Here is a 12,680-nt window from a genome sequence, read left to right on the forward strand (position 1 = left end):
ATCGAACTATCTGGAGACAATGATGAGTACCCCCACCAAGACCGCCATCGTCACCGGGGCGGCCCGTGGCATCGGCGCGGGCGTCGCCCGCAGGCTCGCCGCCGACGGCATGGCCGTGGCCGTGATCGACCTCGACGAGGTCGCCTGTAAGCCGGTCGTCGAGGCGATCGAAGCCGCGGGCGGCCGCGCGATCGCCGTCGGCGCCGATGTGTCCGACGAGGCCGCGGTCACCGCCGCCGTGGATCGGGTCACCGCCGAGCTCGGCGCCCCGACCGTGCTGGTCAACAACGCCGGCGTGCTGCGCGACAACCTGCTGTTCCGGATGACAACCGACGACTGGGACACCGTGATGAACGTCCATCTGCGTGGGTCGTTCCTGATGACCCGCGCGGCGCAGAAGTCCATGATCGAGGCCGGCTTCGGCCGCATCGTCAACCTGTCGAGCACCTCGGCGCTCGGCAATCGCGGCCAGGCCAACTACGCCGCGGCCAAGGCCGGTCTGCAGGGCTTCACCAAGACGCTCGCGTTCGAGCTCGGCAAGTTCGGCGTCACCGCCAACGCCGTCGCCCCCGGATTCATCGAGACCGAGATGACGGCCGCCACCGCGGCGCGCGTCGGAATCCCGTTCGAGGACTTCAAAGCCGGTGCCGCCAAGGAGATTCCGGTCGCGCGGACCGGTCTGCCCGAGGACATCGCGCACGCTGTGTCGTTCTTCGCCAGCGAGGGCGCGGGTTTCGTGTCCGGTCAGGTGCTCTACGTCGCGGGAGGGCCGAAGGCATGAGGACTTTCGACGGCATCGCCGAGCTCGAGGCGGCGGTCGGTTCCCATGTGGGCTACTCCGAGTGGCACACCGTCACCCAGGCGCAGATCAATGCCTTCGCCGACGCGACCGGTGACCACCAGTGGATCCACATCGACACCGAGAAGGCGGCGAACGGACCGTTCGGCACCACCATCGCGCACGGCTACCTGACCCTGTCGCTGGTCCCGCTGCTGGTCGCGCAGGTGTACCGGGTCGAGGGCGTGCGGATGGCGGTCAACTACGGCGCCAACAAATTGCGCTTCCCGGCACCGGTGCCGGTGGATTCGAAGGTGCGCGCCGGGATCGAGCTGGTCTCGGTCGTCGCGGGTGCCGCGGGCCACCTGGTCACCACCAAGATCGTGATCGAGACCGAGGGCGGCGACAAGCCGGCCTGCGTCGTCGAGTCGCTCACCCTCGTGGTGGTTTGATGGACGCCCGGACCGACCTTCCGGGACTGGATCTCGACCGGTTCTCGACCTGGCTGCGCGATCGGGTTCCCGCGATGGGCTCCGCCCTGAGCGGCACACTGATCGCCGGCGGCAAGTCGAACCTGACCTATGCGGTCAGCGACGGCCGCACCCGTTGGATCGTGCGACGACCACCGCTGGGGCATGTGCTGGCCACCGCCCACGACATGGCCCGCGAGTACCGGGTGATGGCCGCGCTGCGGCCCACCGATGTCCCGGTGCCGACGACGCACGCGCTGTGCCAGGACGACACCGTGCTCGGCGCGCCCTTCTACGTGATGGAACATGTGGAGGGGACGCCGTATCGAACCGCCGCGGAGTTGCGCGCGCTGGGACCCGAACGGACACGGGCGATCTCGACCGATCTGGTCGACACCCTCGCAGTCCTGCACGCGGTCGATCCGGCGGCGATCGGGCTGGCCGACTTCGGTCGTCCCGAGGGATTCCTGGAGCGTCAGGTGCGCCGCTGGAAGAAGCAGCTGGACGCGTCGCATTCGCGCGAGCTGCCCCTGGCGGACGAACTGCACGCACGACTCGCCGCCGACGTGCCCACCGAGTCGGCGGTGGGCATCGTGCACGGCGACTACCGGCTCGACAACGTCCTGACCGACCGGGACGACCGGCTCGCGGCGGTCATCGACTGGGAGATGGCCACTCTCGGTGACCCGCTCACCGATCTGGCGTTGATGCTCCTGTACGGCCGCCTCGCCGCGGACCGGTCCAGTGGTGCGACGGTGGCCGACGCGTCGACCGCCCCGGGGTTCCTGTCCGAAAGCGAGATCATCGAGCGCTACACCGCCCGCAGCGATCGCGACATGTCCCGGTTCGGTTTCTACCTCGGGCTCGCCGCGTTCAAGCTGGCCGCGATCCTCGAGGGCATCCACTATCGCCATCTGCACGGGCAAACCGTCGGCAAGGGTTTCGACACCGTCGGCGCGGTGATCGACCCCCTCCTCGAAGCCGGTCTCACCGCATTGAAGGAGTACCGCTGATGGATTTCGCCTACGACGCCCGCACCGAGGAATTGCGGGCCTCGCTGCTGGACTTCATGGACTCCCATGTCTACCCGGCCGAACCGGTATTCCGTGCGCAGCTGTCCCAGCTCGACAACCGCTGGGCATGGGATTCGGTGCCGGTCATGGCAGAGCTGCGGGCCGAGGCGCGCAGACGTGGCCTGTGGAATCTCTTCCTGCCCGGAGCCGAGGGTGCAGGCCTGACCAATCTGCAGTACGCGCCGCTGGCCGAGATCACCGGCCGCAGTGGACATCTGGCCCCCGCCACGCTCAACTGCGCCGCGCCCGACACCGGCAACATGGAGGTGCTGGCGCAGTTCGGCACCGAGGCCCAGCGGAAGGAATGGCTGGAGCCGTTGCTGGAAGGGCAGATCCGGTCCGCCTTCGCGATGACCGAGCCCGACGTGGCCTCCTCCGACGCCACCAATATCGCGACCCGCATCGAGCGCGACGGCGACGACTATGTGCTCAACGGCCGCAAGTGGTGGATCACCGGCGCGATGAATCCGAATGCTCAGATCTTCATCGTGATGGGCAAGACGGACCCCTCCGCGAGCCGGCATCGTCAGCAGTCGATGATCCTGGTCCCGCGCGAAACCCCCGGCGTGGAGATCCTCCGCGGCATGGAAGTCTTCGGGTACGACGACCACGATCACGGTGGCCACGCCGAGTTGTCGTTCACCGATGTCCGGGTGCCCGCGGCCAACCTGATCGGTGGCGAGGGCGCAGGTTTCGCCATCGCGCAGGCCAGGCTCGGCCCCGGCCGCATCCACCACTGCATGCGCGCCATCGGCGTGGCCGAGCGCGCGATCGAGGCGATGTGCGCCCGCGCCGACGAGCGCGTCGCCTTCGGCAAGCCGCTCAGCGATCAGGGCGTGGTCCGGGACTGGATCGCCGAGTCGCGGGTCGAGCTCGAACAGCTGCGGCTGCTGGTGCTCAAGACCGCCTGGCTCATGGACACCGTCGGAAACAAGGGCGCCCACACCGAGATCCAGGCGATCAAGATCGCCACACCGGCCACTGTGCAGCGGATTCTCGACAGGGCCATCCAGGTGCACGGCGCCGCCGGCCTGTCACAGGACTTCTCGCTGGCCGCGTCCTACGCGGGCAACCGCACGCTGCGCTTCGCCGACGGCCCGGACGAGGTTCACAAGAACGCGCTGGCCAAGAACGAGCTGCGCCAACAACGGGAGGCCAGAGGATGACCATCGACGAACTGCGGACCAGGATCGGGGAATTCCTCGCCGCCAACGACCCCGCAGCCCTCGATCGGCTCGAGTTCCTGCGTGCTCGCTTCGACGCCGGCCTGGCGTGGGTGTACTTCCCCGAAGGGCACGGTGGACTCGGTCTGTCCCACTCCTGGCAGCCGGAGGTGGACGAGCTCTTCGAGCGGGCCGGTGCCCCGGACAACAATCCGGGCGCCAATGTCATCGGGCTGGGCATGGCCGGTCCGACGATCCTGGCCTGCGGCACCGAGGAACAGAAGCGGCGCTTCCTGCGTCCGCTGTGGACCGGCGAGGAGATCTGGTGCCAGCTCTTCAGTGAGCCCGGCGCCGGTTCCGACCTGGCGAACGTCAGCACGAAGGCGGTGCGGGACGGCGACGAGTGGGTGGTGAACGGGCAGAAGGTGTGGACCTCGAGCGCGCATCTGGCGCAGTTCGCGATCCTGCTGGCCCGCACCGACGCGGGCATCCCCAAACACCGTGGCATGACGTACTTCCTGATCGACATGACCCAGCCGGGGATCGAGGTGCGGCCACTGCGGCAGATCACCGGTGAAGCCGAGTTCAACGAGGTCTTCATCACCGACGCCCGGGTGCCCGACGCCCAGCGCCTCGGCGCGGAGGGCGATGGCTGGCGGGTGGCCAACGCGACGCTCAACACCGAGCGCGTCGCGATCGGCGGCAAGGCGAGTACCCGCGAGTCCGGCATCGTCGGCGTGGTCGCCGACACCTGGCGCGACAACCCGCAGCGGCGGACACCGGAACTGCACGACCGGCTGCTGAGGCTGTGGGTCGACGCCGAGGTCGCCCGGCTCACCGGTCTGCGCTTGCGCCAGAAGCTGGCCCAGGGGCAGCCCGGACCGGAAGGCTCGGCGATGAAGCTGTCGTTCGCCCGCATCGCCCAGCAGTTGTCCGGCCTCGAGGTCGAACTCCTCGGCGAAGACGGTCTGCGCTACTCCGACTGGACCCTGGTCCGCCCGGAGCGGGTCGACATGAACGGCCGCGACGCGGGCTACCGCTATCTGCGCGCCAAGGGCAACTCGATCGAGGGCGGCACCTCCGAAATCCTGCGAAACATCGTGTCCGAACGGGTCCTCGGCCTGCCCGCCGAACCGCGCACCGACAAGGACCGTCCCTGGAAGGAGGTCGCGCGATGACCGACCTGAATCTGGTCTACACCGAGATCGAGGACGATGTGCGCGGTGTCGTGCGCTCGGTGCTGACCTCCCAGTGCCGACCCGACGCGGTGACCGCCCTGTACGACGGCGACCGCGCGCTGGTCGACAACCTCTGGAAGAACATCGCCGTCGACCTCGGCCTGGCCGGGCTGCTCGTCCCCGAAGCCGAGGGCGGTGCGGGCGCCTCGGCCAGGGAGGCCGCGGTCGTCCTCGAGGAACTCGGCCGCTTCGTCGCACCCGTGCCGTTCCTGACCAGTGCCGTGGTCGCCACCACCGCACTGCTCGGCTCCGGTTCGGCCCTGCTGGGTCGGCTCGCGGCGGGGGAGCGCACCGCCGCGCTCGCGGTGCCACTGTCCACCGCCGCCCACGCGGTGCTGCCGTCTGTCGCCGTCGACGCTGACAACAGGGTGACCGGGACCGTAACCAGTGTCGCTGGTGCGCTCGAGGCCGACGTGCTGCTGGTCCTGGCCCCCGGCCCGGAAGGCCTTGCGCTGTACGCGGTGTCGGCCGCGGATGCCCAGCTCGCCCCGGTCGTCTCCTTCGACATGACCCGCCAGCTCGCCGACATCGTGTTCGACGGTGTCACCGGTGAGCTCGTCGTGGCCGACGGCGAGGCGGCGGTACGGCGTGCGCTCACCGCGGGCGCGGCCCTGCTCGCGTCGGAGCAGTACGGCATCGCTCGGTGGTGCCTCGACGAGACGGTGGCGTACCTGAAGGAGCGACGTCAGTTCGGTCGTGTCGTCGGTGGCTTCCAGGCGATCAAGCACCGGCTGGCCGATCTCTACACCGCCGTCGAGTCCGGCAACGCCGCCGCCCGCTACGCCGCGGCCACACTCGCCGCCGATGACGACGTGCCCGTCGCCGCGGCGGTCGCCCAGGCGTTCTGCAGCGACCTCGCCGTGTACGCGGGCGAGGAGGCCGTGCAACTGCACGGTGGCATGGGCATGACGTGGGAGCATCCGGCCCACCTGTACCTCAAGCGCGCCAAGGCCGACCAGATCGCCTTCGGTACCGCTGGTGCGCACCGGGCGCGGCTGGCCGAACTGGTCGAGGTCCCGGGACCATGATCATCGGAGTCCTGCGGGAAGCACGCCCGCGTGAGACCCGGGTGGCCGCCACCCCGGCGACGGTCTCCCGGCTCGTCCGGCTCGGCTACGACGTGGTGGTCGACACCGGCGCGGGAAACCTCGCCTCGTTCTCCGACGACGCGTACCTCGCGGCGGGCGCCACCATCGGCAACGCGCGGACCGCCGACGTGGTGCTCGGTGTCAACGCGCCGGCCGTCTACCAGCTCGACGACCTGAATCCCGGCGCCACCGTGATCGGCCTGCTCGGGGTGGCCAATGATCCCGATCTGCTCGCCGACCTCGGTGCGCGGCCGATCACCGCGCTGGCTATGGACGCAGTGCCGCGCATCTCGCGCGCCCAGTCGCTGGACGTGCTGTCCTCGATGGCCAATATCGCGGGCTATCGCGCGGTGGTGGAGGCGGCGCACGCCTTCGGCCGCTTCTTCACCGGACAGGTCACCGCGGCGGGCAAGGTGCCGCCGGCCAAGGTGCTCGTCGTCGGGGCCGGGGTGGCCGGGCTGGCCGCCATCGGCGCCGCGGGCAGTCTCGGCGCCGTCGTGCGGGCGACCGATCCGCGCCCGGAAGTCGCCGATCAGGTGAAATCCCTCGGCGGGGAATACCTGTCGATCGAATCCGCGGAGACCGAGGTGTCGGCCACCGGCTACGCCAAGGAGATGAGCGGCGACTACAAGGCGCGCGAGGCGCGGCTGTATGCCGAGCAGTGCGCGGACGTCGACATCATCATCACGACCGCGCTGATTCCCGGTCGTCCGGCGCCCCGCATCATCACCGCCGAGATGGTGGCTTCGATGCGACCCGGCAGCGTCATCGTCGACATGGCCGCGCAGAACGGTGGCAATGTCGAGGGCACCGTCACCGACCGCGCGATCGTCACCGACAACGGTGTCACCATCATCGGCTACACGGATCTGGCCGGTCGCCTGCCCGCGCAGGCCTCGCAGCTGTACGGCACGAACGTGGTGAACCTGCTGGAGCTGCTGACGCCGGGCAAGGACGGGCGGGTGGTCCTCGACTTCGACGATGTGGTCCAGCGCGCGGTCACCGTCGTGCGGGGCGGCGAGATCACCTGGCCGCCGCCTCCAGTCGCCGTCTCGGCGGCACCGGCGCCCGAAGCGGTCGCCGCGGCCGAACCCGCGCCGGCGAAGGAACCGATGTCCGCCCGGCGCCGCTTCGGGCTGGTGCTGGCCGCGGCGGCCGCGGTCTTCGGGCTGATCGCGATCTCACCGCCCGCGTTGCAGGGGCACCTGACGGTGTTCGCGCTGGCGATCGTCATCGGCTACTACGTGATCGGCCACGTGCACCACGCACTGCACACTCCGCTCATGTCGGTCACCAATGCGATCTCCGGGATCATCGTGGTCGGCGCGCTGCTGCAGATCGGACACGGCGATCCGTGGATCACGGGGCTGTCTTTCGCGGCGATCCTGCTGGCGAGCATCAACATCTTCGGTGGCTTCGCGGTGACCCGCCGCATGCTCGCCATGTTCTCCCGCAGCTGAGCTGCGCCCGACCTCGGAGTGACTTCTCATGATTTCCGTTGAGACCGTGGCCAATTCGGCCTACATCGTCGCGGCGCTGCTGTTCATCCTCGCGCTGGGCGGGCTGGCCAGGCACGACACCGCCAAGCTGGGCAACTCCCTCGGCATCACCGGGATGGCGGTGGCCCTCGGCGCCACCGTCGCGCTGGCGATCGACCGCGACATTGAGCCGCTCGGCCTGGCGATGCTGGTCGGCGCGACCGCGCTGGGTGCCGCGATCGGCCTGTGGCGGGCCCGCATCGTCGAGATGACCGGGATGCCCGAACTGATCGCGCTGCTGCATTCGTTCGTCGGTCTGGCGGCGGTGCTGGTCGGCTGGAACGGCTACCTGCACGTCGAACGGCATCCCCGCGGCGCCGATGCCGAATTGCTCCGCGCCGCGGGCCTGCTGGGCATTCACGGGGCCGAGGTCGCGATCGGGGTGTTCATCGGCGCGGTGACCTTCACCGGCTCGATCGTGGCCTACCTCAAGCTCTCGGCGCGGATCGCCTCGGCGCCGATGATGTTGCCGGGCAAGAACATTCTGAATCTCGGCGCACTGGTCGTGTTCGCCGCACTGACCGGGTGGTTCGTTGTCGACCCGAATCTGTGGACGCTGGTGGCGATCACCGTGGTCGCGCTGCTGCTCGGCTGGCACCTCGTCGCCTCCATCGGCGGCGGTGACATGCCGGTCGTGGTGTCGATGCTCAACAGCTACTCCGGGTGGGCCGCGGCGGCGTCGGGCTTCCTGCTCGGCAACGATCTGCTGATCATCACCGGCGCGCTGGTCGGCTCTTCGGGCGCGTACCTGTCGTACGTCATGTGCGCGGCGATGAACCGCTCGTTCCTGTCGGTGATCGCGGGTGGCTTCGGCATCACCGCGGGCCCGGCGGGCGACACCGACCTGGGCGAGCATCGCGAGATCACCGCCGACGGGGTCGCCGAGCTGCTCACCGGGGCGGAATCGGTGATCATCACCCCCGGATACGGCATGGCCGTGGCCCAAGCCCAGCACGGCGTCGCCGAACTTACCCGCAAGCTGCGCGAGCGCGGGGTGTCCGTGCGGTTCGGCGTGCACCCTGTCGCGGGCAGGCTGCCCGGGCACATGAACGTGCTGCTGGCCGAGGCGAAGGTGCCCTACGACATCGTGCTCGAAATGGACGAGATCAACGACGATTTCACCGGTACCGACGTGGTGCTGGTGATCGGTGCCAACGACACCGTCAACCCCGCGGCCGCCGAAGACCCGGCCAGCCCCATCGCGGGCATGCCGGTGCTGACGGTGTGGGAGGCCGACAAGGTCGTCGTGTTCAAACGATCCATGGCCTCCGGCTACGCCGGCGTGCGGAACCCCCTGTTCTTCCGGGAGAACTCCGCGATGCTGTTCGGCGACGCGAGGGACCGGGTGGAAGACATCGTCAAGGCGCTCTGATCGAGCCTGAAGCGAGAAGAGGGCGGCAGTGCCACAAGCGCTGCCGCCCTTTGTGGCTTTCGTCTACGCGAGCGCGCGCAGGTAGACGCACACCTCGTCGATCGCTGCCTTGGTCTGCGCGAAAACCCCGACCTCGGTGAAGAATCCGTGGAAGACGCCGGTGTATCTGGTCGACGACACCTCGACACCCTCGGCGCGCAGCCGCTGCGCGTAGGCCTCGGCGTCGTCGCGGATCGGGTCGACCTCCGCGGTGACGACCAGCGCGGGCGGCAGGTCACGCAGTGACCGCGCGCGCATCGGCGCCGCGAGTGGGTCGCCGCCGGGATGCCCGGCACCGACGTATTGCTCCCAGAACCACTGTGCGTCCGCGGCGCCGAGCAGTGGCGCGTCGGCGAAGTCCGACCACGACGCCCTGGTGAACCTGTCGTCCACGGCCGGGTAGGCGAGTACCTGGGCCACGGGCAGGGCGCTGCCCTCCTCGCGTCGGTGCAGGCACAGGGCGGCCGCGAGATTACCGCCGGCGGAGTCGCCGCCGACCGCGACGCGGTCGGGGTCGATGCCCAGGTCGGGCGCCGATCGAATCAGCCACGCGTAGGCATCGAGGCAATCTTCCAGCGCCGCCGGGTACGGGTTCTCCGGGGACAGTCGGTAGTCGAGGGACACGACCGTCCAGCCGGATCCGGCGGCGATCGCGCGGCACAACTCGTCGGCGCCGTCCAGGGTGCCGAGCACGAAGCCGCCGCCGTGTAGGTAGACGAGGGCGGGCGCGGCGCCGTCGGGAGACGTACCGTCGGCGCGGTACAGACGGGCCGCGATCGTGCCGGAACGCGTCGGCACGGTCAATTGACCAACATGGTCCAGCGGCGTGATCGGGTCGGTGGACGGGGTCGAGTCCACCAGCGCGCGGGCCTGCTCAGGCCCCAGCTCACGCAGGGGTTTCTGCAGGATCTGGCCGATCATTCCGGCCACGGTCGCGGCCTGGTCGTCGAGCAGATCCCAGCAGGCGGGGGTGGCGTCGTTCATGGGAATCCTCGCTGGTCGTTGACAAGAGGGTGATCTGTGCCTCACCATCATAGTCACGTGACCCAGACATTTGACTATGAGTTCACGTTTCGTTGGGGATCCGCTGTCGACGCTGTACCGCGCACACGATCTCGTCGAGTCGAAAGGACAACATGATGACCGAAACGACGATCGATCCCGCGACACGCGGGGCCGACGCGGTCGGCGGGGTCGATATCCGGATCGAGGACGACGCCAGTCCGATCGTCCGGCTGATCGCCCGGACCGTCACCGATTCCCTCCGTGCCGACAGCTCCCTGCTGTCCACCGGTCCGGTAGGTGCGATCGCGATCCGCTCCCATGACACGCCGCAGGCCGCGACCATCACCATCGCCGACGGCGCCATCGCGGTGTCGGGCGGCGTGTTCGTCGAGCCCGACCTCGACGTGACCGTCGACCTGAACCAGTTCTTCGCCCCGGTCGGCGAGCCCATCGGCGCGCCCGAGTTCGTGGCCCTGGCCGTCGCGCTGCTGTCGCCGCCGCTGCCGGACTGGAAGACCGCGGCCGCGAGCTTCTGGGCGGCGACCAGATCGGTTCCCGGCATCCCGGACATGCTGATCGCGGTCATCGAGGGCCCCGAAGGCCTGGATCAGGTCGTCGCGGGCGAGGGGGAGACCCACTACGTCATCGCGGGCCCGCCGGAGCTGCTGGCCGCCATCTTCGCCGGCGCGGTCGATCTGCTCGCCGCGCTGTCCACCGGCCTCATCGGCGTGCGCGGCACGCTCGCGCAGCTGTCCGTGCTGGTCGCCGCATCCTGGAAGGTTCGTTACGATGTCTGAAATCGCCACCACCACAACGGCTCTCGTGCCCGATGTGCACACGGTCCGGATCGAGTCGACCAATCACGACGGTTCGTTCCACGGCAAGAACATCGCACCGAAGAAGTTCGCCACGACCGCGGAGTTCGGGGTGGCCGATCTGTTGTTCGGGCTCGACCTGGGTAACGCGCCGACCATGGGCTTCGCCTACCCGTCCTGGCGTGGGCACCTCGCCGACCTGCAGTTCCGGCCCGACATGTCGACGTCGGTGCAGTGGGAGCCCGGCGTGCAGTCCGTGATCGGTGACTACTGGCAGGCCGACGGCACCCCGGTCGGCATCTGTCCGCGCAACCTGGCTCGCACGCTGGTCGACCGGCTCGCCACCCGGGGATTCACCGCGACCATCGCGGTCGAGATCGAGGCCACGCTGTTCCAGGAGTCCGTCCACGAGGCCAGGGCGAAGGGATACCGCGATCTCACTCCGCTCGGCGGTTCCGCGGGCACCGCAATGAATCTCGCGAAGTCCAAGGACTGGGTCGACTACATGTCGGCGGTCGTGCGGCGGCTCGAGCAGATCGGCATCGAGTGGGAGGCCTGGAGCGACGAGGACGCGGCCGGTCAGGTCGAGCTCAATCTGGTACCCGGCGATCCGATCTCGGTGTGCGACAACTGGGCTCGCGCCCGGCAGGTGATGCGCGAGGTGGCCTTCGAACGCGGGCACACGGTGACCTTCATGGCCAAGCCGACCGCGGGTTACGGCCAGGCCTCGCACGTCAACCTGTCGCTGCAGCGCGACGGTGTCAACGCGTTCTACGCTCCCGACGGGCCGTCGGCGACGATGCGGCACGCGGTCGCCGGGCTGCTCGCGACGATGCGTGGGGCGACCTCGGTCATGCTCCCGCAGATCACGTCCTTCCGGCGCCTGGTCGACCTGAGTGGTCCGCCCACGACGGTGACCTGGGGCATCGCGAACAAGACCACCGCGGTGCGTGCGGTGGTCGGGCATCCCGTCTACTCCCGCCTCGAGTATCGCGTTCCCGGCGCCGACGCCAACCTGTACCTCGCGGTCGCGACGATTCTGGCCGGGGTGATCGCCGGGATCGACGGTGACCTCGAGCCCGCCGATCCGGTGAGCGACATGGCTTGGTGCGCACCGGATCTCGAGCGGCTGCCCGAGACCATCACCAAGGCGGCCGACGCGCTCGACGCTGATCTGATCCTGCGTGAGCAGCTCGGCGACGAGTTCGTCGACTATTGGGTCGGCACGCGGCGCTGGGAGTGGATGCAGTTCCACACCGGCGGCGGTGATCCCTTCTCCGAACTCTCCGAGTGGGAGTCGGCCCGCTACTTCGAGTTCCCGTGACAGCCCGCTCGGCACGGGTGAAACCGCTGATCGGACTGACCGGGCGACGGTTCCGGATCGAGCTGATCAGGGGTTCCCACCCGGGATACGGTCAGCGCCTCACCGACAGCTTCTTCACCGATTTCGCGGACCGGATCACCCGCGCCGGTGGTGTGCCGGTGATGCTGCCCTACGACGCGGACCCGGAAGCGTTGGGCGACTGGCTGTCCGGTGTGCTGATCACCGGTGGCCAGGATGTGCATCCGGCCTGCTGGGGCGGGGACGAGTCGGTCGTCGACGACGTCGATTCGCTCGCCGACCCCTCGGTCCACGACCGCAGCCGCGACGAGTTCGAGATCGCGCTCACGCGGGTCGCGCTGGCGCGGCGGATTCCGTTGCTCGGTGTCTGCCGCGGCATGCAGGTGCTCAATGTGACCCTGGGCGGCACGCTGATTCCCGACCTGCCGGACGGGCCGATCCGGCACCTCATGCCGGTGGGTCCGCTGTCGGACGGCGACCCCGAGCACGTGGTCTCCTTCGACGCGGGGACGACCGCCCAGAAGGTGTTCGGCGATCGTCTGGTGACCAACTCGTGGCACCACCAGGCCATCGAAATGTGTGGCGAGGGACTGGTGGTCACCGGCCGCACCGACGACGGTGTCGCCGAATCGGTCGAGCTCCCCGGTGCCGCCGTGCTCGGGGTGCAATGGCATCCCGAGTGGATGACCAGCGACGACGGCGCGCTGCGCTGGCTCGTCGACGCGGCCGCCGAGCGGCGCTGAGCGACGCGGAAACGAC

At 69.3% G+C, this 12,680-nt stretch carries 12 protein-coding genes; 11 read left to right on the forward strand and 1 reads right to left on the reverse strand.

Annotated elements, in window-relative coordinates:
* Positions 1–22 precede the first annotated feature (22 nt).
* From fabG to pntB, 8 genes are read left to right on the forward strand one after another with little or no spacing between them, the layout of a single operon-like run.
* Positions 23–781, forward strand: coding sequence for a 3-oxoacyl-ACP reductase FabG (gene fabG / locus AB0L91_RS26060; RefSeq protein WP_365014337.1), 759 nt, complete (start codon positions 23–25; stop codon positions 779–781).
* Positions 778–1,230 carry a MaoC family dehydratase gene (locus AB0L91_RS26065; protein WP_365014340.1) on the forward strand — a complete coding sequence of 151 codons (453 nt, stop codon included), beginning with the start codon at positions 778–780 and terminating at the stop codon, positions 1,228–1,230. The genes fabG and AB0L91_RS26065 overlap by 4 nt, the downstream gene beginning before the upstream one ends.
* On the forward strand, positions 1,230–2,261 hold the full coding sequence (locus AB0L91_RS26070; RefSeq protein WP_365014343.1) for a phosphotransferase family protein: 1,032 nt from the start codon (positions 1,230–1,232) through the stop codon (positions 2,259–2,261). Before AB0L91_RS26065 ends, AB0L91_RS26070 begins: the two co-directional genes overlap by 1 nt.
* Complete coding sequence (locus AB0L91_RS26075; RefSeq protein WP_365014345.1) at positions 2,261–3,487, forward strand: acyl-CoA dehydrogenase family protein; 1,227 nt, start codon at positions 2,261–2,263, stop codon at positions 3,485–3,487. The genes AB0L91_RS26070 and AB0L91_RS26075 overlap by 1 nt, the downstream gene beginning before the upstream one ends.
* Positions 3,484–4,662 carry an acyl-CoA dehydrogenase family protein gene (locus AB0L91_RS26080; protein WP_365014347.1) on the forward strand — a complete coding sequence of 393 codons (1,179 nt, stop codon included), beginning with the start codon at positions 3,484–3,486 and terminating at the stop codon, positions 4,660–4,662. Before AB0L91_RS26075 ends, AB0L91_RS26080 begins: the two co-directional genes overlap by 4 nt.
* Positions 4,659–5,750 (forward strand): acyl-CoA dehydrogenase family protein, encoded by a 1,092-nt coding sequence (locus AB0L91_RS26085; RefSeq protein WP_365014349.1) that lies wholly within the window; start codon positions 4,659–4,661, stop codon positions 5,748–5,750. The genes AB0L91_RS26080 and AB0L91_RS26085 overlap by 4 nt, the downstream gene beginning before the upstream one ends.
* Positions 5,747–7,270, forward strand: a complete 1,524-nt coding sequence (locus tag AB0L91_RS26090) for a Re/Si-specific NAD(P)(+) transhydrogenase subunit alpha (protein ID WP_365014351.1) — start codon at positions 5,747–5,749, stop codon at positions 7,268–7,270. The genes AB0L91_RS26085 and AB0L91_RS26090 overlap by 4 nt, the downstream gene beginning before the upstream one ends.
* A 28-nt stretch (positions 7,271–7,298) precedes the next feature.
* Positions 7,299–8,720 carry a Re/Si-specific NAD(P)(+) transhydrogenase subunit beta gene (pntB, locus tag AB0L91_RS26095; RefSeq protein WP_365014354.1) on the forward strand — a complete coding sequence of 474 codons (1,422 nt, stop codon included), beginning with the start codon at positions 7,299–7,301 and terminating at the stop codon, positions 8,718–8,720.
* Positions 8,721–8,783: 63 nt separating this feature from the next.
* Here the strand turns inward: pntB and AB0L91_RS26100 are convergent, their stop codons facing one another.
* The gene (locus tag AB0L91_RS26100) at positions 8,784–9,743 is read right to left on the reverse strand and encodes an alpha/beta hydrolase (RefSeq protein WP_365014357.1); all 960 of its coding nucleotides are present in this window, start codon (positions 9,741–9,743) and stop codon (positions 8,784–8,786) included.
* Positions 9,744–9,898: 155 nt separating this feature from the next.
* Here AB0L91_RS26100 and AB0L91_RS26105 point away from each other — a divergent pair, with 155 nt between their 5' ends.
* From AB0L91_RS26105 to AB0L91_RS26115, 3 genes are read left to right on the forward strand one after another with little or no spacing between them, the layout of a single operon-like run.
* Positions 9,899–10,561: a hypothetical protein gene (locus AB0L91_RS26105; RefSeq protein ID WP_365014359.1), complete on the forward strand. Its 663-nt coding sequence runs from the start codon at positions 9,899–9,901 to the stop codon at positions 10,559–10,561.
* The gene (locus AB0L91_RS26110; protein ID WP_365014361.1) at positions 10,554–11,903 is read left to right on the forward strand and encodes a glutamine synthetase family protein; all 1,350 of its coding nucleotides are present in this window, start codon (positions 10,554–10,556) and stop codon (positions 11,901–11,903) included. The genes AB0L91_RS26105 and AB0L91_RS26110 overlap by 8 nt, the downstream gene beginning before the upstream one ends.
* Positions 11,900–12,664 carry a gamma-glutamyl-gamma-aminobutyrate hydrolase family protein gene (locus tag AB0L91_RS26115; protein WP_365014364.1) on the forward strand — a complete coding sequence of 255 codons (765 nt, stop codon included), beginning with the start codon at positions 11,900–11,902 and terminating at the stop codon, positions 12,662–12,664. Before AB0L91_RS26110 ends, AB0L91_RS26115 begins: the two co-directional genes overlap by 4 nt.
* The last annotated feature ends 16 nt before the right edge of the window (positions 12,665–12,680 follow it).

It is taken from the genome of Nocardia sp. NPDC051833 (assembly GCF_040681225.1).
In the GTDB taxonomy this organism is placed as follows: domain Bacteria; phylum Actinomycetota; class Actinomycetes; order Mycobacteriales; family Mycobacteriaceae; genus Nocardia.

Excerpts from the sequence above, each read along its gene's own strand:
- fabG (WP_365014337.1), top strand. The coding sequence starts at position 23 with ATGAGTACCCCCACCAAGACCGCCATCGTCACCGGGGCGGCCCGTGGC.
- AB0L91_RS26065 (WP_365014340.1), top strand. The coding sequence starts at position 778 with ATGAGGACTTTCGACGGCATCGCCGAGCTCGAGGCGGCGGTCGGTTCC.
- AB0L91_RS26070 (WP_365014343.1), top strand. The coding sequence starts at position 1,230 with ATGGACGCCCGGACCGACCTTCCGGGACTGGATCTCGACCGGTTCTCG.
- AB0L91_RS26075 (WP_365014345.1), top strand. The coding sequence starts at position 2,261 with ATGGATTTCGCCTACGACGCCCGCACCGAGGAATTGCGGGCCTCGCTG.
- AB0L91_RS26080 (WP_365014347.1), top strand. The coding sequence starts at position 3,484 with ATGACCATCGACGAACTGCGGACCAGGATCGGGGAATTCCTCGCCGCC.
- AB0L91_RS26085 (WP_365014349.1), top strand. The coding sequence starts at position 4,659 with ATGACCGACCTGAATCTGGTCTACACCGAGATCGAGGACGATGTGCGC.
- AB0L91_RS26090 (WP_365014351.1), top strand. The coding sequence starts at position 5,747 with ATGATCATCGGAGTCCTGCGGGAAGCACGCCCGCGTGAGACCCGGGTG.
- pntB (WP_365014354.1), top strand. The coding sequence starts at position 7,299 with ATGATTTCCGTTGAGACCGTGGCCAATTCGGCCTACATCGTCGCGGCG.
- AB0L91_RS26100 (WP_365014357.1), bottom strand. The coding sequence starts at position 9,743 with ATGAACGACGCCACCCCCGCCTGCTGGGATCTGCTCGACGACCAGGCC.
- AB0L91_RS26105 (WP_365014359.1), top strand. The coding sequence starts at position 9,899 with ATGACCGAAACGACGATCGATCCCGCGACACGCGGGGCCGACGCGGTC.
- AB0L91_RS26110 (WP_365014361.1), top strand. The coding sequence starts at position 10,554 with ATGTCTGAAATCGCCACCACCACAACGGCTCTCGTGCCCGATGTGCAC.